The following is a 17,540-nucleotide window of genomic DNA, read 5'->3' on the forward strand; positions in this document are numbered from 1 at the left end:
CTCAGGCGATGAGGTCTTTCGCGTCCTGGGTGACGTCGGTCAGTTCGAAACCGGTGATGATCTCCGGAGAGATGCGCACGACGTGCTCCATCGTCAGGTCGACGTGCGGGCGCAGCAGGCGCTCGTAGTGAGCCACCTCGTCGGCGCCGGTGACCTCATCGGCCTTGCCGGTGACGATCACGCTCCATCCCGCGTGGGTTTCGGGATCGATGTCGTCCGCCTCGTAGGCGACAACCTGGCCAATGGCGCCGAGCAACGCGGCACCAGCGTGACAACGCAGTACGACATCGCCATCGACGAGCACATGGTTGACCGGCCGGATGGCGGGTAAGGCGTGTGCGGTGAACACGATCCTGCCGATAGGGACGGACCCGAGAAGGCGCAGCGCGGTGGCGGGCGGCAGCTCGCGCAGTCGCTTCGGGTCACTGTGCATGCTGATTCCTGTCGTTGTCCCGGGGAATGCCGACATCGCGACATCCCGTGATGACTCCAGCATCCTGAGCTACCGCGGCGCCGTGCTAGGGCAGAAAGTCACCTGCTGATCAGGAATCGATGACAGCACCGCTCGGTGAGTCGTCCGGTTCGTGGCGTCCGGTTCGGGACGAACGGCCCCGATACAGCCACCGGAAGCCTCTGCACCGCCGCGCACGTCCCGATGAGTGTGGACCCGGTCGGACGGGTGAAGGAGCTGTGGTCATGAGCGCATGGACACGCGCGGAAGTCGGGGTGCTGGTGCGCGCCGTCAGCAACGCCCCCTCGGTGCACGACACGATGCCGTGGATCCTCGAGACGCGCGAGCACCGGGCCGATCTCTACGAGAACGTCGAACGATCGCTACCGCACCACGACCCCACCGGGCGGGATCGGCTGATCTCCTGCGGCGCCGCACTGGCCAACCTGCGGCTCGCTGTCCGCTCGCTCGGCTGGCGGTTCGACGTCACGCTGTACCCGGAACGCCGAGGCGACCTCGTCGCGCGGCTGACGACGACCGCGCGTCAACCGGCCACCGAAACCGAGCTCGCCAGCTACTGGTCGATGTTTCGCCGACGGAGCTATCGCAAGCCGTTCCTGCCGGATCCGGTCACCGAGGCCGAGATAGTGGGCGTCGTCAGCGCCGCGGCGGGCGATGGCGTGCGGCTACGGCGGGTCGAGCGAGACGAGTGCCGGGCGTTGGCGACCCTGCTCTGCTACGCCGCGGACGTTCTGCGTGCCGACAAGGGCTACCAACGCGAACTCGACGCATGGACCCGCCGCTATGCGCGCTACATCGGCGGCTCAGATGGGCACCGCGGTGCCAGGCCGAGGGACACCCTGCCGTGGGCGGGGTTGGTCAGCACGGATACCCGGCTGCCTGACGTACCTACGCTGGCTCGGCGGCTCGCCGAGGAAACCCTGTTCGTCGTCGTCAGCGACACCGATACTCCCGTCGATCATGTGCGCGCGGGGGAAGCGATGCAGCGTGCCTGGCTCGCCGCGGTCTCCGACGGCCTCGCCGGTGCGGTGCTCACCCAGGCACTGCACCTGAGCGAGGTCCGCTCCGGCATGGTCGACCGGCTCGGCCTCGCGGGTTACCCGCAGGTGCTGCTGCGCATCGGCCGTCCGGAAGCGGTCATCAAGGCACGGCAGCGAGACGTCAGGGAACGGCTGCACGCGCCAACCCACTAGGGACCCAGGAGGGGACATGACAACAAACAACATGAGGGTGCTGGTCACCGGCGGCTCGCGGGGCATCGGTGCCGCCATCGCTCGGCTCTTCGCTGGCAAGGGTGCGGAGGTTTTCGTCGCGGATCTGCTCGACGACGAGGGTGCCGACCTCGCCGCCGCGCTAGGCGAGCGGGTGCGTTACCTGCACCTCGACGTCACCGAGGAGAATGATTGGCGCGCCGCGCGCGACGAGATCGAACGGCACGGTGCGCTAGACGTGTTGGTGAACAACGCCGGGATCGTCGCGTTCGGCACGATCGAGGAGCAGGAGCCCAAGGCGTTTCAGCGGGTGCTCGACATCAACCTGGTCGGGCCATGGCTCGGGATGCATGTGTTCGGGTCGTCGCTGCGGCGCGCGGGCGGCGTGGTCATCAACATCTCCTCGACTGCGGGGCTGATGGGCTACGCCAACCTCGGGGCCTACACCGCGAGCAAGTGGGGACTGCGCGGGCTGACCAAGACCGCCGCGCTGGAACTGGCGCCGGACGGCGTACGGGTGTGCTCGATCCACCCTGGTCCGATTCGCACTCCGATGACCGCCGGATTCGACGACACCATGACCGCGGCGCAGCCGATCCCCCGGTTCGGTGACCCGGACGAGGTCGCGCGGATGGCGTATTTCATCGCCACCGAGGCGACCTACACCACCGGCGCGGAGTTCATCATCGATGGCGGCGCGACCTGCGGTTCGCTGTTCGTCGCGGACGCCGAGGGCGAAGGGTGAGCCGAGGCTGAACCGAGCGAGCGAAAACCGCGCGAACTGTCGGTGCCGGGGAATACGCTGTGCCTCGTGGATCTACCAGTCATGCCGCCGGTCAAGCCGATGCTGGCCAAGGCGGTCCGCGAGGTACCGCGCACCGAGGGGCTGGCCTACGAGCCGAAGTGGGACGGCTTCCGTTGCGTGGTGTTCCGTGACGGCGACGAGATCGAGCTCGGCTCCCGTAATGACCGGCCGCTGACCAGGTACTTTCCTGAGCTGGTCGAGTTGCTCGCCGAGGCACTGCCGCCGCGCTGCGTCGTCGACGGCGAGATCGTGCTTGTCACCGAGCACGGGCTGGACTTCGACGCGCTGCGGAACCGGGTGCATCCGGCCGCCTCCCGCATCCGCAAACTGTCCGTCGAGACTCCGGCTAGCTTCGTGGCATTCGACCTGCTCGCGCTCGGCGACGACGATCTCACCGACGAGCCGTTCCGCAAACGTCGCGCGTTGCTCGCGGACGTCCTTGACGCCGAGTTGTCCCGGGTGCACCTCACTCCGCTCACCGAGGACCCGGACGTGGCGGAGGACTGGTTCACCCGGTTCGAGGGTGCTGGGTTCGACGGCGTGATGGCGAAGCCGCTCGACGTCACCTACGCGCAGGACAAGCGCGTCATGGTCAAGGTGAAGCACGAGCGCACCGCCGACTGCGTGGTCGCCGGATTCCGCTGGCACAAGGACGGCGAGGGCGTCGGCTCGCTGTTGCTTGGCCTCTACGACGACGCGGGAACGTTGCATCACGTCGGCGTCGCCAGCAGCTTAACCGCCAAGCGACGACGGGAACTGGTCGACGAACTGGCTCCACTCAGAGAGCGCGCGCTGCACGGGCACCCGTGGCGTCGTTGGGCCGAGGCCGAGGCGCATACCGAGGGCCGGATGCCGGGCGGGCTGAGCCGATGGAGCGCGGGCAAGGACCTTTCCTGGGAACCGTTGCGGCCGGAACTCGTCGCGGAGGTGCGCTACGAGCACGTCATGGCGGGGCGGTTCCGGCACGGCGGCAGGCTGGTGCGCTTCCGGTCCGACCGCACCCCGGAGTCCTGCACCTACGGCCAGCTCGATGAGGTCGCACCGGCAGAGCTCGCCGAGATCTTCACCGAACAGCGGGCATGAGGGGGAGCGGATGGCCGACGCGATCACGCTGGACGTCGATGGCACCGAGGTGACGATCTCGAACCCGCACAAGGTGTACTTCTCGCGGCGCGGAGAGACAAAGCTGGACTTGGTGCGCTACTACCAGGCGGTCGCCGAGCCGCTCATGGCGACGATGCGGAACCGGCCATTGCTGATGGAGCGCTACCCCCAGGGCGCGGGCGGCAAGTCCTGGTTCCAGAAACGGGTGCCGTCGTCGGCGCCGTCCTGGCTGCGCACGACCGTGGTGGCCACGCCGAACGGTACTACGAGTGACGCCCTTGTCGCGGCCGATATGGCGCATGTGTTGTGGGCGGTGAATCTCGGGTGCTTGGGCTTTCATGTCTGGCCGTTCCACGCCGAGACGCCCGACATCGCCGACGAACTACGCATCGACCTCGACCCGTCGCCCGGTGTCGGATACGCGGAGCTGACGCGTGGCGCCCTACTGACACGAGAGTTGCTCGCCGAGTATGGCATCGAGGCGATGCTGAAGACGTCGGGATCTCGGGGCCTCCACATCTATGTGGCGCTTGAGCCGCGGTGGGACGGCTACCAGGTACGGGCGGCCGCCGTCGCGCTCGCGCGCGAGCTGGAGCGCCGGTACCCCGAGGAGATGACCGCGCAGTGGTGGAAGGAGGAGCGCGGGCAGCGCGTGTTCGTCGACTTCAACCAGAACGCGCCGCACAAGACGGTGTTCGGTGCGTGGTGCGTGCGGCCACGGGTGGGCGCGCAGGTGTCGGCTCCTATCACCTGGGAGGAGTTGGAGACCCTCGATCCCGGCGGGCTCACGATCGCGACGGTGCCTGACCTTGTGGCTGAGCGCGGCGATCCATGGCAGGGCTATCACGACCGGCCGCAGTCGATCGAGCCGCTGCTGGCGCAGTCGGAACGCGACATGGCGGCCGGGTTGATGGACGCGCCGTGGCCTCCGGTGTATCCGAAGATGCCGAACGAACCACCTCGGGTCGCGCCGAGCCGGGCGAAGCGAGAGTAGGACTACCGCACGCCGGCTCGTGCTTCGACGTCCGCTCCGGCGAACATCTCCGTCAGTTCGCTCACCAGTAGCGGGCGACCGCGCCGGCCGCGGGCCGCCGCCTGCTCGCGTCGCTCGACCTGGTCGGGCGCGCTGCCCGGCTCGTGGGCTTCGCTCGCGGCGAGTCCGAGCATGTCGAGCAGGTCGATGAGTTCGGTTGCGTCCCGCGCGTACGACGCGACGACCCGCACGGCGTGGGATCGTTCCTCGGCGGTTGGTTCGTTGGTCACCGAGGTGGTGAGCGGACCGCGCTGCGTGATCATGGTGGACCTCCCTGCGTCCTGACACCATCCTGCTCCTACCGGGAGGTGGTGTCAGCGGTCGAATGTCGTCGGGGCCAGGGCCGCTGTGCCCCCTGCCATGGGGCCTATGTCCCGGCCTCCGACCGGATGTCCCGGATCGGGCACCGGTAAACCACCAGACGTCCGCACAAGGCGGTGCCGGGTGTCCCCGCGCTCCGGGGTTAGACGTCCCGCTCGCTATCGGCAGCGGCCTCATCGCGGGCCCGCGCTGTGGTTGCTCTTCGGAAATCCGATACGATCGTATCGCGAGCGATGCGGTTGTATTGGATTTTGCGGAAGACGCCCCAACCGGTATTGACCCGGTTCACCCGTTTGTCGGAGGCGGCGGTAATGGTCCCGAATTTCAGGTGAGAATTCGGATTCGTCGCTAGGAATAATCGCACGCTCTCACCAATTCATCTCCGCGAATTTAATCGACCAATATGCATTGCTCGTTGGTTTCCGTAGGTCTACTCTCAGTCGCAGGATACTTGTTCGGCCGTGCGGTAATGTCACCTTTTCTTGCGGCGAGCCTTGAGCTATTCCGGTGGAACAAGCCACGTGAGATATGCCGGTCCGGATGCTTCGGAACTGGCGCGGTTTCCCTGTCGGTGGGTCGTGATCAAAGGAGCGAGTGTTATGGGCGGTGGGGCCTACGTTGCCGGTGTCGGGATGGTGCCGTTCGCGACGCCGAAGAAGGCGGATCCCTACGACGTGATGGCGGAGGGCGCGATCAAGGCCGCACTCGCCGACGCTGGGGTCGACTACGGCACGGTTCAGCAGGTCTACGCCGGGTACGTGTTCGGCGACTCGACCAGCGGCCAGCTCGCCGCGTATCGGGTGGGGATGACCGGTGTCCCGGTGATTAACGTGAACAACAACTGCTCCACTGGCTCGACCGCGCTCTGGCTGGCACGCCAGGCCGTGGAAAGCGGCGCGGCGGACTGCGTGCTGGCGTTTGGCTTCGAGACGATGCGTCCTGGGGCGTTGGACGCGGTGTGGACCGATCGACCGAATCCGTTGAGCAGGCTCAACGAGATCGTGGGCGTGGAGCGCGGCGACTACGCGTCGGCGCCACCCGCGCCACGGTGGTTCGCCATCGCCGCGGATGCCTACATGGAAAAGTACGGCGCCACGCCCGAGACGTTCGCCGCCATCTCGGTGAAGGCCCGCAAGCACGCGGCGAACAACCCGTACGCCGTGTTCCGCGACCCGATCACGATCGACGACGTCCTGAGCTCGCCGACGATCTGCGGCATGTTGACCAAGCTGCAATGTGCCCCACCCACCTGCGGCGCAGCCGCGGCGGTGATCTGCGGCAAGGACTTCGCCAGGAAACACGGGCTTCGTGCCGACGTGCACATCCGGGCGCAGGCGATGACCACGGATACCCCAGAGGCCGAGGAACGTGATCGCCAGGGCTGGGCGTGGACCGGCATCGTTGGCGAGGCCGCCCGCCAGGTCTATGAGCAGTCCGGTATTGGCCCGGAGGACATTCCCGTCGTGGAACTGCACGACTGCTTCACGCCGAATGAGCTGCTCACCTACGAGGTGCTTGGCCTGACGCCGGAAGGTACGGCCGAGAAGTTCATCGCTGATGGCGACAACACCTATGGTGGTCGCGTCGTCACCAACCCATCCGGCGGGCTGCTGTCCAAGGGCCATCCGCTCGGCGCGACGGGCATGGCGCAGTGCGCGGAACTGACGTGGCAGTTGCGCGGTGAAGCGGGCCCGCGTCAGGTCGAGGGTGCGAACCTGGCGCTTCAGCACAATGTCGGCGGTGGCAGTTCCGTGGTCGTGACGCTGTACGAGAAAGTCGCCTGAAGCCGCGAGCGGGGTGGTGGGATCAGTTTCCCGTCCGCCCCGCGCGGCCGGCCTCGCGTTCAGCTTCGCGGCGGATGGCGTGCAGCATCCCGCGCGCGAGCAGGTGTGCGAACGGCCGCACGACGAACCAGTACCAACCGCAGACCCGGCGGCTGAACGGATCGGTGAGCCGCACCCGAACCTCGTGGGTGAGCAACGTCTTGCCCGCGCCGTACGGGTGCACCGAGAACGACGCGGCGATGGTACCGCTGCCGGGCCGTTCGTAGTCGGCGAAACCGTCCGCCGCGACGTCCTGCCAGCGGATGATCGGCGTCCAGAACCGGCCCGCCACACCGAGCACGATCTCGCTGCCGGGATGCTCGCCGAGCAGTACCCACGTCGTGCCCATCACAAGGTCGTCCAGCGTGAACTCGATGGGTACGGCGTGGTGATGTCGCCAGCCCCGCACTCCGCCGCGCCGCACCCATCGCACCAGCCTGGGTAGACCGCGGGCGACCAGCATCGCCCGCACCAGCGGCGTGCGGATGTCAGTGAACCGCAGCTCGCCGACCTTCTCGTACGTCACGTCGGGCGGTGCGTTGACGACGAGGTGTTCCATCAGCCCGACGTCGACCGTCGGGGTGAACTCGTCGATGAGCTGCCCCGGCGGCACCGGTAGCGCGGGTGGCGGCTCGGGTGCCGGGGTGGCTGGGGGACTGTCGGCACGCGGCCGGGGTATGGCGTCCGGCTGCGTCGTGGGTGGCGTGGCTTTGGTCATGACGGCTGCCTCTCCTTTGTCGCGCGCCGGTCTGGCGACCGCGGACGGGTGCGCAGGCGCGGCTCGATCCGGCCCGCGCGCCGCACGGCGGCGTGCGTATGGGAGGTGCTGGCGCGCTTGCGATACACGACGTACGGCCGCCACAGGTAGGCGATCGGCGCGGACCACACGTGCACCAGCCGGGTGAACGGCCACATGCCGATGAACACCCACGCCGCCGCCGCGTGCGCCTGATACACCAGCGGCGCGCCCGCCATCAGTGAAGCGTCCGGCTGGAAGTAGAAGATGCCGCGGAACCAGACCGCGACGGTCTCGCGGTAGTCGTAGCCGCCGCCGAGCAGGTTGACCAGCACGGTCTCGCCCATGCCCAGCAGAATCACCACGATCAGCACCGCGTACATCGCCTTGTCCATGCGGGTGGTGGTGCGCCGCACTCGGCCGTTGACGAACCGGCGGGCCAGCAAGAGCGCGAGACCAGCCATGAGCATCACCCCGGCGATCGTGCCCGCGCCGACCGCGACGACGTGGTAGACGTCATCGGATACGCCCAACGCCTCGGTCCACGACGTCGGCACCAGCAGCCCGACCACGTGTCCCGCGATCACCGCGAACATCCCCAGGTGGAACAGCGGCGAACCGAGCCGCAGCCAGCGGTTCTCCAGCAGCTGCGTCGTGCGAGTCGTCCAGCCGAATTGGTCCGCGCGCCAGCGCCAGACGTGGCCGACCACGAACACCGTCAGCGCGATGTAGGGCAACACGACCCAGAGTGCGACATCGGTGGTCATGCCCGTATCTCCATTCCCGCTAGGTATTCCGGTGGGGCGAACGGCGCCAGCCCGACCTGTTCGGTGGGTGGTCCGTCCGCGGCGAGGTCGGCGACGCGGCCGTACTCGGACGTCGACAGCGTGGGCAGCAGCGCGGCCAGGGCGTCGAGGACGTCGGCGTACGGCGAGCCTGAGTCGCACAGCGCCGTGCGGATCAGCTCAATCCCCGCCCGGTGCTGCCGCAGCGGTGTCTCGCCGCGCCGAGCCGTGGCGGCGAACTCGCACACGAGCGGCAGGTAGTCCGGTAGCTCGTCCTCCGGCGGGACCAGCCCGGTCGCGCGGTACGTCTGCTTCAACGTCAGCAGCGCCATGCCCCTGCGGCGGGTGTCGCCGTGCAGGTAGTACGTCAGGTACAGGCTGCTCTTGCGTCGCAGGTCGAACATCTCGACGTAGTGCCGCGCCAGCGCGAACGGCTCGGCGTTACGGAACCAGCCGAGGAACCGCAGCAGCGGCTTCCGTGTACCGGCCGAAGACGTGGGCAGCGACGCCGCGACGTCGGTGAGCAGATCGCGGCGGGCGAGCAGGTGCTCGTCGGGGTAGCGCAACGTTTCGGAGATCACCAGCAGCGCGCGGGCGCGCGGGTCGTCGGGCCAGGTGCTCATCGGGTCCGCTCCTTGCCACGCGGGGTGGGCATTCCGAGGCTGACGGCGGGGCCGCCGGGCTCGCCGCCCATGCCGGGGCCGCCGGGGACGTCGAGGCTGCATCCGGTATCGAGCATCGCCAGGTCGGCGGCGTCTTCGCGGTGCGCGGCCGGGATGACGTAGCGCTCCTCGTAGCGGGCGATCGCCAGCAGCCGGTACAGCGACTCCATGTCGTCGGCGGACATGCCGGTCGCGGCGAGCAGGTTGTCGGCGACGGTCCCGTCGAGTGTGCGGGCGCGCATGTACCCGCGCATCGCGGAGAGCTTCATCAGGACCCCGGCGACGACGTCGGCGTCGCCCGCGCTGAACAGGCTTGCCAGGTACTCCATCGGGATACGCAGGTCGGTGATCGCGTGGAACACCTGGTCCGGGTCGGTGTTGTCGCCGTTGGCGTCGGTGACGGCGTCCAGCACCGGCGACAGCGGCGGCACGTACCAGACCATCGGCATGGTCCGGTACTCCGGGTGCAGGGGCAGCGCCACCCGGTGCTTCACCGCGAGCGCGTAGACGGGGGAGCGTTGCGCCGCCTCAACCCAGTCGTCCGGGATGCCCTCGTCACGGGCCGCGGCGATCACCTCGGGGTCGTGCGGGTCGAGGAAAGCGTCCCGCTGCGCGTCGAGGAGGTCCTGCTCGTTGGGCACGCTGGCGGCGGCGGTGACTTTGTCAGCGTCGTAGAGGACGAGGCCGATGTAGCGCAGCCTGCCGACGCAGGTCTCCGCACACACGGTGGGCTGACCGTTCTCGATGCGTGGGAAGCAGAACGTGCACTTCTCGGCTTTGCCCGTGGTGTGGTTGAGGTAGACCTTCTTATACGGGCACGCGGACACACACATGCGCCAGCCCCGGCACCGGTCCTGGTCGACCAGCACGATGCCGTCCTCTTCGCGTTTGAACATCGCGCCGGACGGGCACGCGGAGACGCACGCCGGATTAAGGCAGTGCTCGCAGATGCGCGGCAAGTGGAACATGAACGTCTGCTCGAACGAGAACCGCACCTTTTCCGCCGCCTGGGGCGGCATGGCGGCGATGTTCGGGTCGCCTGGCGCGTGCTCGGGTGCGCCGCCCAGGTCGTCCTCCCAGTTGGCGCCCCAGGTAATCGACGTGTCGTTGCCGGTCAGCGCCGACTTTGGCCGGATCACCGGCGTGTGCGGGCCAGCTGGGGCGGTCAGCAGCGTGTCGTAGTCGTAGGTGATCGGCTCGTAGTAGTCGTCGATCGACGGCAGGTTCGGGTTGGCGAACAGACTCAGCAGCCGCTTCACTTTGCCGCCGGAGCGCAGCTTTAGCTTGCCGCGCCGGTCGAGTACCCACCCGCCGCGCCAGCGCTGCTGGTCCTCGTGGTACTTCGGGTAGCCGATGCCCGGCTTCGTCTCGACGTTGTTGAACCAGACGTACTCGGTGCCGTCCCGGTTGGTCCAGGTCTGCTTGCATGTCACCGAACAGGTGTGACACCCGATGCATTTATCGAGGTTCATCACCATCGCGACCTGTGCCATCACTCGCATAACATCTCCAGCTCTGTGACCTTTGCCGTTTCGGACGTCGCCTCGCGCTCGCATGGTGCGGCGGTACCGGCCTCGGAGAGCCACCCTCGCGAGCTCGGGCGGCCCGCCTCGGCCGGTTGGCAAAGCTCCCAACCGCGCATCAGTACGTCACCTCTTGGTTCCTGCGACGGATCACCGTCATCTCGTCACGTTGATTCCCGGTCGGGCCGTAGTAGTTGAAGGCGTAGGTGAACTGTCCGTAGCCGCCGATCAGGTGCGTCGGCTTGAGCAGCAGGCGGGTCAGCGAGTTGTGTACCCCGCCGCGTTTGCCGGACAGCTCGGCGAGTGGCACGTTCACGTTGCGGTCCTTCGCGTGGTACATGTAGACGGTGCCCTCGGGCATCCGGTGTGAGACGACCGCGCGCGCCGCGACGACGCCGTTGCGGTTGTACGCCTCGATCCAGTCGTTGTCGGCGACGCCGATCTTCGCGGCGTCCTGTTCGGACAGCCAGATGTCCGGCCCGCCCCGCGACAGCGCCAGCATGTGCGCGTTGTCCTGGTACTCGGAGTGGATGGACCACTTCGAGTGCGGCGTCAGGTACCGCACGGTGACCTCGGCCTGGCCGCCGATCTCCTGGCCTCCGAAGTGCCGTCCCATGTGCAGCGGCGGCCGGTACACCGGCAGTTGCTCGCCGAGTTCGGTGATCCAGTCGTGGTCGACGAAGAACTGCTGCCGCCCGGTGAGCGTGTGCCACGGTTTGTCGCGCTCGACGTTGATGACGAACGCCGAGTAGCGCCTGCCACCGGTCTCACTGCCCGACCACTCCGGCGAGGTGATCACCGGCTGCGGACCCTTCTTGGTGTCCTCGAAGGTGATCCGTTTGCCCTCGTTCTCGTCGGCGAGGTCGGCCAGCTTCGTGCCGGTGCGCTGCTCCAGCGTGCGAAAACCCTGCGCGGCGAGCCGTCCGTTGGTGGTTGCTGACAGTGCGAGGATCGCCTCGCACATGTGCTCCGCGTTCGCGAGCGATGGCCTGCGCGTGTGTTCACCCGCGTCCCGCACGCCGTTCTGGCTGCGCAGGTACGCCAGCTCGGGACCGACGTCGTAGGTGATGCCCTTGGTCGTCGTGCCGAGCGTGTCCAGGAGTGGGCCGATCGCGCGCATCTTCGCGCCGATCGCGGCGTAGTCCCGCTTGATCGTCACCAGCTTCGGCATGGTCTTGCCCGGCACCGGATCGCACTCGCCGTGCCTCCAGTCGCGCACCCGGCCGCCCGGCAGGGCCAGCTCGTCCGGAGTGTCATGGGGCAGCGGAACGGCGAGCACGTCGGTGCGGGTGCCCAGATGGTCGGCGGCCAAGGTCGAGAAGGCGTCCGCGATGCCGAGGAACGCGTCATAGTCCGAGCGGGCCTGCCACGGCGGCGCGATCGCCGGGTTGAAGGCATGCACGTAGGGGTGCATGTCCGTAGTGGACAGATCGTGCTTCTCGTACCAGGTCGCGGCGGGCAGCACGATGTCAGCGAACAGGCCCGTCGACGTCATGCGGAAGTCGATCGACGTGAGCAGGTCGAGTTTGCCTTCGGGCGCGTTGTCGCGCCACGTGACGTCGACCGGCCTGCCCTCGGGCGGGGTTTCCTCTGAGCGCACCGCGGCGTCGGTGCCGAGCAGGTGGCGCAGGAAGTATTCGTTGCCCTTGCCGGACGAGCCGAGCAGGTTAGCCCGCCACACCGTCAACGCGCGGGGGAAGTTCGCCGGGTCGTCCGGGTCGTCGGCGGCGAAACCTAGCTCACCGGACTTGAGCTGCGCGACGATGTGCTCGGCCACGCTGTGGCCCGCCGCCTGTGCGTCGTTGGTGACGTCCAGGGGGTTGCGGTTGAACGTCGGGTGCGACGGCAGCCAACCTAGGCGCGCGGCCTGGGCGTTACAGTCGGCGAACGACTTGCCGCGCAGCGTGCCCCGCCCGAGCGGGCTGGTCAGCTCGTCGGCGCGGAAGCCCTCGTAGCGCCACTGGTCGGTGGCGAGGTACCAGAACGCGGTGCCCGCCATGTGCCGGGTCGGGCGCTGCCAGTCGAACCCGAACGCCAGGTGCTGCATGCCGGTGATTGGCCGGGCCTTCTCTTGGCCGACGTAGTGCGCCCAGCCGCCGCCGTTGCGACCCTGGCAGCCGGTCAGCATCACCAGCGACAGGAACGCGCGGTAGATCGTGTCGGAGTGGAACCAGTGGTTGGTGCCCGCGCCCATCGCGATCATCGACCGGCCCTCGGAACGCTCGGCGTTACGGGCGAACTCGCGGGCGATCCGCGCGGTGGTCGCGGCGGGCACCGACGTGATCTCCTCCGCCCACGCCGGGGTGTAGGGCTGGCTCGCGTCGTCGTAGGACGTCGGCCAGTCGCCGGGCAGTTCCTCGCGGACGACGCCGTACTGCGCCATGAGCAGGTCGAACACCGTTGTCACCAGCTCGTCGCCGATGCGCAGCGCCGGAACGCCGCGCCGCAGCGTGGCCCCGCCCTCGGTGGCGCCCTCATCGAAGCGGGGCAGCTCGACGGCGACGTGCTCGTCGGCCCAGGAGTACAGGGTCAGCGCGGGGTCGGTCTCGCCGAGGTCGAGGTTCCAGGTGCCCTTGCCGGACTCCGACCAGCGGTGGCCCAGCGAGCCGTTCGGCACGACCGGCTCGCCGGTGGTGTCGTCGAACAGCACGGTCTTGAACGCCGCGTGCTCGTCGTCGTGACCGAGGTCGGCGGCGGTGAGGAACTTGTCCGCCTGGTAGCCGCCACCCCGCTCGGTCAGCGTCACCAGGAACGGCAGGTCGGTGTAGCGGCGCACGTAGTTGTCGAAGTACGGCACCTGCCGGTCGCGGAAGAACTCGGTGAGCACGACGTGACCCATCGCCATGGCCAGTGCGCCGTCCGTGCCGGGGTGCGGTGCGAGCCAGTCGTCGGCGAACTTGACGTTGTCGGCGTAGTCCGGGCTGACCGCGACCACTTTGGTGCCCTTGTAGCGGGCCTCGGTCATGAAGTGCGCGTCCGGGGTGCGGGTGACCGGGATGTTGGAGCCCCACATGACCAGGTAGCTGGAGTTCCACCAGTCAGCTGACTCCGGGACGTCGGTCTGGTCGCCCCACACCTGCGGCGAGGCGATCGGCAGGTCGGCGTACCAGTCGTAGAACGACAACAGCGTGCCGCCGATCAGCGAGTGATACCGCGTGCCTGCCGCGAACGACGCCATCGACATCGCGGGGATCGGGGTGAAGCCGACAACCCGGTCCGGGCCGTAGTTCTTGGTGGTAGCCACGTGCGCCGCGGCGATGATCTCGGTGGCTTCCTCCCAGCTCGCGCGCACGAAACCGCCCTTGCCGCGCGCCCGCTTGTACGTCCGGGCGCGCTCGGGGTCGCCGGTGATCTCCTGCCACGCGGCCACCGGGTCGCCGAGACGTTGCTTGGCTTCGCGCCACATCTCCAGCAGCACGCCGCGCACATACGGGTAGCGGACCCGTGACGGCGAGTATGTGTACCAGGAGAACGACGCACCTCTTGGGCAGCCGCGCGGCTCGTACTCGGGGGAGTCGGGGCCGACCGAGGGGTAGTCGGTGGCTTGGTGCTCCCAGGTGATCAGGCCGTCCTTGACGAACACCTGCCACGAACACGACCCAGTGCAGTTCACCCCGTGCGTCGAGCGCACGACCTTGTCGTGTGACCAGCGGTCGCGGTAGAAGTGCTCCCACTGTGACGAGTCGATCTGGTGCAGGGTGTGTCCATCGGCGGACACGTCGGCACGGCGGAAGTACCGCCGCGGGGTTTGTGCGTCATCCGGCATGGTGACGAGCGTGCTGCTGAATGGGGTTTGCCCGGCAGAGACGAAGGCCCCCGATCGGATGGGCCTTTCGATGCGTGAACTCGGGACCGTGGTGTCTACTCGGCCGCGCCACGAGGTCGGCAACGTCGATGTCGTGACTGCTACGGCCCACGAACCGGCGCGCGTGACGCCCGGTATCGGAAGAACCCCCTGGATCATGCTCGCGATGGCGACGTCGGGTTTCGCCCTGAATTTCTGGGCGTGGGCGCTGCTCAGCCCGCTGGGGCCGATGTTCGCCGAGGACCTCGGACTGTCGGCGTTCCAGCAGTCCTTGATCGTGGCTGTGCCGGTGCTGGTCGGCTCGGTCGGCCGCATTCCCGTCGGCGCGCTGACCGACCGGTTCGGCGGCAGGGTGATGTTCCCGGTCGTCTCGGTCGCGACGCTGGTGCCGGTCCTCTACGTCGGCATCGCGGGACACAGCTCGCTGGCCGCGTTGCTGGTCGGCGGCTTCTTCCTCGGCATCGGCGGTACCGCATTCGCCATCGGCGTCCCGGTGGTCAACAAGTGGTTCCCGCCGGAGAAGCGTGGCCTGGCGATCGGAATCTTCGGCGCGGGCATGGGTGGCACGGCGATAAGTGCGCTCACCACGGTGCCGTTGGTCAACGCCGGTGGCGTGCCAGTGCCGTTCATCCTCACCGCGATCGCGCTCGCCGCGTTCGCCGTCGTCGCGGCGCTGTGGTTCCGCGACGCTCCCGCCGCCGCGGGAGCGTCGGAGTCGTTGCTGCGTCGGATGGCCGTTGTCGTTCGGCTGCCGATCACCTGGTACGCCTCGATGCTGTACGCGCTCGCGTTCGGCGGCTACGTGGCGTTCTCGGTGTACCTGCCGACGTACCTGCGCACCGGCTACGAGCTGGCGCGGATCGACGCCGCCAACCGGATGGCGGGCTTCGTGTTGCTCGCGGTCGTGGCCCGGCCGCTCGGTGGCTGGCTATCGGACCGGTTCGGACCGGAGCGGGTGCTCAGCGCGTCGCTGCTGGTGGTGGCCGGTGGCGCCGTCGCACAGTCGTTCGCACCAGAGCTGATGCCGCTTGGGACGATCGCATTCCTGTCCATGGCCACGGCACTGGGAGCGGCGACCGGTGCGACGTTCGCCCTCATAGCCCTGCTCACTCCGGCACACCGGGTGGGCGCGGTGACCGGGTTCGTCGGCGCCGCGGGCGGTCTCGGTGGGTTCGTGCCGCCGCTGTTGATGGGCGCGAACTACGAGATGATCGGGACGTACGCGGTGAGTCTGTTGCTGCTGGCCGGGGCGACCACCGCTGCCGCGATCACCGTCCGCATGATCAAGCGTGACTGGATCAGCAGCGCCGCGTAGTAGGCCTGCTCACGGCCCCTGCCGTGCGGGGCGAGGTGCGGTCCGCTCGAAAGTGTGAGCGCTGACGGCCGTTGGGAGTGCTGGGCGTCCAGGGATGCGGCCGATTACCGTAATCGCCGCCAATCCGCTACCGCCATTGAGACGACGACTAACGTCGGGCGGCGCTCCGTTCCGGTGAATGTGCCGTCACAGCGGGAGAAATGGCGGGTGCGGTAGCGACCTTCGTCGGTTCTCGGCGTCGGTTCTTCTCTCTACTCTGGCCGGAGGTTGTCGGCCAGAAAGGGAGAGGAGCGCGGTATGCGCACCACGCGACGGGCCAGCCGAATACTCATGGGCGCGGCAGCCGCGCTGGCGGCGACGCTGGTGGTGGGTGCGCCCGCCGCGCAAGCGCATGACCCGGAAACCGAGGAAGGGGCCGCCGCGATCGCGGCGTTCATGGCCGACCATGAGCCCGCGGAGCGGATGGCCGCGATCACCGGTGCCGAGGTGCCGTGTGAGAACGGCATGGCCGGTGACTATCCGTGCCAAAATGTGGATTTGCAGAGCGTGTTGCCGCTGTCGGACATCGGCGGCGGTAATGGTAGCGATATTTGGGGCTGGACCGATGCCAGTACCGGTAAGGAATACGCGATCATGGGGCGCACGAACGGCACCGCGTTCGTCGACGTCACCACCCCGACCTCGCCGGTCTACCTCGGCAATTTGCCGTCGCACAACGGCACCAGCAGTTCCTGGCGCGATGTGAAGGTCTACAAGAACCACGCGTTCGTGGTGGCCGATGCCATTAGTGGGCACGGGATGCAGGTGTTCGACCTGACGCGGCTGCGGGGTGTGTCGTCGCCGCAGACGTTCACCGAGGACGCGCATTACGATGACTTCGGTCCGGCGCACAACATCGTGATCAACACCGACAGCGGCTACGCGTACGCGGTCGGGTCCGACACGTGCAACGCTGGTCCGCACATCGTTGACATCTCGACGCCGAAGTCGCCGGTCGCGGCCGGGTGCGTGGGTGGCGACGGCTACACCCACGACGCGCAGTGCGTGAACTACGCCGGTCCGGATGCTGACTACGCGGGCCGTGAGATCTGTATGAACTCCAATGAGGACACGCTCACGATCGAGGACGTGACCGACAAGGCCAACCCGGTTCGGGTGTCTCGCACCGGTTACAGCGGCGCGGCCTACACCCACCAGGGCTGGTTCACCGAGGACCAGCGCTACTTCGTCCTCGACGACGAACTCGACGAGTCCAACAATGTGTTGGACAAGAAGACGAAGACTTACATCTTCGATGTGTCTGATCTGGACAATCCGGAGCACGTGGGTACGCACAAGTCGTCGGTGACCGCGATCGACCACAACCAGTACGTCAAGGGTGACTACGTCTACCAGGCCAACTACCAGGCCGGGCTGCGCATCCTCGACGTCACGCAGGTCGGCGGCGGCACGTTGTCGGAGGTCGCGTACTTCGACATCTACCCCAGCGGCAACGCCGCCGAGTTCAACGGCGCCTGGAGCGTGTACCCGTACTTCGACAGCGGGACCGTGATCATCAGCGGTATCGAACAAGGCCTCGTCGTCGTCAAACCAGACCTCACCGGGGGTGCCTCGACCGAGTTCAGCAGCACCGAGTCGGTGCGCATCAAGGCGGGCAGCACGGTGACCAGCGCGGTCGAGGTCAGCGGCATCGACGGCAGCGCGCCGACCAACCTCGAGGTCGCACCGGAGATCACCCACCGTACGCCGAGCGCGCTCGTCATCGACCTGATCGCCCCGGATGGCGGGGTGTACCCGCTCAAGGCTGACGGGGAGGCCCCGCAACCGTCCTACACGGTGGACGCCTCAGCGTCACCGGCGTCCGGGACGTGGCAACTGCGGATCACCGACACCCGCAACGGCGGGAAGCCCGGTGAGCTGACGAGCTGGTCGCTGCGGTTCTGAT

General features: G+C 67.9%; 14 protein-coding genes. 7 read left to right on the forward strand and 7 right to left on the reverse strand.

The features are described 5' to 3' along the window. Position 1 precedes the first annotated feature (1 nt). Positions 2 to 433, reverse strand: coding sequence for a pyridoxamine 5'-phosphate oxidase family protein (locus tag ACFQGD_RS15580; protein ID WP_345392537.1), 432 nt, complete (start codon positions 431 to 433; stop codon positions 2 to 4). 263 nt (positions 434 to 696) lie between these two features. Here ACFQGD_RS15580 and ACFQGD_RS15585 point away from each other — a divergent pair, with 263 nt between their 5' ends. From ACFQGD_RS15585 to ligD, 4 genes are all read left to right on the forward strand, one after another. Further along, the gene (locus tag ACFQGD_RS15585; RefSeq protein ID WP_345392534.1) at positions 697 to 1,665 is read left to right on the forward strand and encodes an Acg family FMN-binding oxidoreductase; all 969 of its coding nucleotides are present in this window, start codon (positions 697 to 699) and stop codon (positions 1,663 to 1,665) included. Between the two features lie 16 nt (positions 1,666 to 1,681). After that, a complete protein-coding gene (locus ACFQGD_RS15590; RefSeq protein ID WP_345392531.1) occupies positions 1,682 to 2,428 on the forward strand; it encodes an SDR family NAD(P)-dependent oxidoreductase in 747 nt (248 codons plus the stop codon). Positions 2,429 to 2,494: 66 nt separating this feature from the next. Continuing rightward, complete coding sequence (locus ACFQGD_RS15595) at positions 2,495 to 3,571, forward strand: ATP-dependent DNA ligase (RefSeq protein WP_345392528.1); 1,077 nt, start codon at positions 2,495 to 2,497, stop codon at positions 3,569 to 3,571. 10 nt (positions 3,572 to 3,581) lie between these two features. Next, positions 3,582 to 4,586, forward strand: a complete 1,005-nt coding sequence (gene ligD / locus ACFQGD_RS15600) for a non-homologous end-joining DNA ligase (protein ID WP_345392525.1) — start codon at positions 3,582 to 3,584, stop codon at positions 4,584 to 4,586. Between the two features lie 2 nt (positions 4,587 to 4,588). Here the strand turns inward: ligD and ACFQGD_RS15605 are convergent, their stop codons facing one another. Further along, positions 4,589 to 4,888 (reverse strand): hypothetical protein, encoded by a 300-nt coding sequence (locus ACFQGD_RS15605; protein ID WP_345392522.1) that lies wholly within the window; start codon positions 4,886 to 4,888, stop codon positions 4,589 to 4,591. A gap of 657 nt (positions 4,889 to 5,545) precedes the next feature. Here ACFQGD_RS15605 and ACFQGD_RS15610 point away from each other — a divergent pair. Continuing rightward, positions 5,546 to 6,730 carry a lipid-transfer protein gene (locus ACFQGD_RS15610; protein ID WP_345392519.1) on the forward strand — a complete coding sequence of 395 codons (1,185 nt, stop codon included), beginning with the start codon at positions 5,546 to 5,548 and terminating at the stop codon, positions 6,728 to 6,730. A gap of 22 nt (positions 6,731 to 6,752) precedes the next feature. Here ACFQGD_RS15610 and ACFQGD_RS15615 read toward each other — a convergent pair whose 3' ends face one another. The 5 genes from ACFQGD_RS15615 to ACFQGD_RS15635 all read right to left on the reverse strand — a co-directional run bounded on the left by ACFQGD_RS15615 (position 6,753) and on the right by ACFQGD_RS15635 (position 14,241). Further along, positions 6,753 to 7,487 carry a hypothetical protein gene (locus ACFQGD_RS15615; RefSeq protein ID WP_345392517.1) on the reverse strand — a complete coding sequence of 245 codons (735 nt, stop codon included), beginning with the start codon at positions 7,485 to 7,487 and terminating at the stop codon, positions 6,753 to 6,755. After that, positions 7,484 to 8,272: a respiratory nitrate reductase subunit gamma gene (gene narI, locus ACFQGD_RS15620; RefSeq protein ID WP_345392514.1), complete on the reverse strand. Its 789-nt coding sequence runs from the start codon at positions 8,270 to 8,272 to the stop codon at positions 7,484 to 7,486. Before narI ends, ACFQGD_RS15615 begins: the two co-directional genes overlap by 4 nt. Continuing rightward, complete coding sequence (gene narJ / locus ACFQGD_RS15625; RefSeq protein ID WP_345392511.1) at positions 8,269 to 8,913, reverse strand: nitrate reductase molybdenum cofactor assembly chaperone; 645 nt, start codon at positions 8,911 to 8,913, stop codon at positions 8,269 to 8,271. Before narJ ends, narI begins: the two co-directional genes overlap by 4 nt. Then, positions 8,910 to 10,454 (reverse strand): nitrate reductase subunit beta, encoded by a 1,545-nt coding sequence (narH, locus tag ACFQGD_RS15630; protein WP_345392508.1) that lies wholly within the window; start codon positions 10,452 to 10,454, stop codon positions 8,910 to 8,912. The genes narJ and narH overlap by 4 nt, the downstream gene beginning before the upstream one ends. A 139-nt stretch (positions 10,455 to 10,593) precedes the next feature. After that, positions 10,594 to 14,241 carry a nitrate reductase subunit alpha gene (locus ACFQGD_RS15635; RefSeq protein ID WP_345392505.1) on the reverse strand — a complete coding sequence of 1,216 codons (3,648 nt, stop codon included), beginning with the start codon at positions 14,239 to 14,241 and terminating at the stop codon, positions 10,594 to 10,596. 196 nt (positions 14,242 to 14,437) lie between these two features. Between ACFQGD_RS15635 and ACFQGD_RS15640 the strand changes: the two genes are divergently transcribed. Next, a complete protein-coding gene (locus tag ACFQGD_RS15640; protein WP_345392731.1) occupies positions 14,438 to 15,595 on the forward strand; it encodes an MFS transporter in 1,158 nt (385 codons plus the stop codon). Between the two features lie 297 nt (positions 15,596 to 15,892). After that, complete coding sequence (locus ACFQGD_RS15645; RefSeq protein WP_390183607.1) at positions 15,893 to 17,539, forward strand: choice-of-anchor B family protein; 1,647 nt, start codon at positions 15,893 to 15,895, stop codon at positions 17,537 to 17,539. Position 17,540: the final 1 nt, after the last annotated feature.

Source organism: Haloechinothrix salitolerans (genome assembly GCF_042662605.1).
Taxonomy (GTDB): domain Bacteria; phylum Actinomycetota; class Actinomycetes; order Mycobacteriales; family Pseudonocardiaceae; genus Haloechinothrix_A; species Haloechinothrix_A salitolerans.

Excerpts from the sequence above, each read along its gene's own strand:
- ACFQGD_RS15610 (WP_345392519.1), top strand. The coding sequence starts at position 5,546 with ATGGGCGGTGGGGCCTACGTTGCCGGTGTCGGGATGGTGCCGTTCGCG.
- ACFQGD_RS15580 (WP_345392537.1), bottom strand. The coding sequence starts at position 433 with ATGCACAGTGACCCGAAGCGACTGCGCGAGCTGCCGCCCGCCACCGCG.
- ACFQGD_RS15585 (WP_345392534.1), top strand. The coding sequence starts at position 697 with ATGAGCGCATGGACACGCGCGGAAGTCGGGGTGCTGGTGCGCGCCGTC.
- narI (WP_345392514.1), bottom strand. The coding sequence starts at position 8,272 with ATGACCACCGATGTCGCACTCTGGGTCGTGTTGCCCTACATCGCGCTG.
- ACFQGD_RS15640 (WP_345392731.1), top strand. The coding sequence starts at position 14,438 with ATGCTCGCGATGGCGACGTCGGGTTTCGCCCTGAATTTCTGGGCGTGG.
- ACFQGD_RS15605 (WP_345392522.1), bottom strand. The coding sequence starts at position 4,888 with ATGATCACGCAGCGCGGTCCGCTCACCACCTCGGTGACCAACGAACCA.
- ACFQGD_RS15635 (WP_345392505.1), bottom strand. The coding sequence starts at position 14,241 with ATGCCGGATGACGCACAAACCCCGCGGCGGTACTTCCGCCGTGCCGAC.
- narJ (WP_345392511.1), bottom strand. The coding sequence starts at position 8,913 with ATGAGCACCTGGCCCGACGACCCGCGCGCCCGCGCGCTGCTGGTGATC.
- ligD (WP_345392525.1), top strand. The coding sequence starts at position 3,582 with ATGGCCGACGCGATCACGCTGGACGTCGATGGCACCGAGGTGACGATC.
- narH (WP_345392508.1), bottom strand. The coding sequence starts at position 10,454 with ATGCGAGTGATGGCACAGGTCGCGATGGTGATGAACCTCGATAAATGC.
- ACFQGD_RS15645 (WP_390183607.1), top strand. The coding sequence starts at position 15,893 with ATGCGCACCACGCGACGGGCCAGCCGAATACTCATGGGCGCGGCAGCC.
- ACFQGD_RS15615 (WP_345392517.1), bottom strand. The coding sequence starts at position 7,487 with ATGACCAAAGCCACGCCACCCACGACGCAGCCGGACGCCATACCCCGG.
- ACFQGD_RS15590 (WP_345392531.1), top strand. The coding sequence starts at position 1,682 with ATGACAACAAACAACATGAGGGTGCTGGTCACCGGCGGCTCGCGGGGC.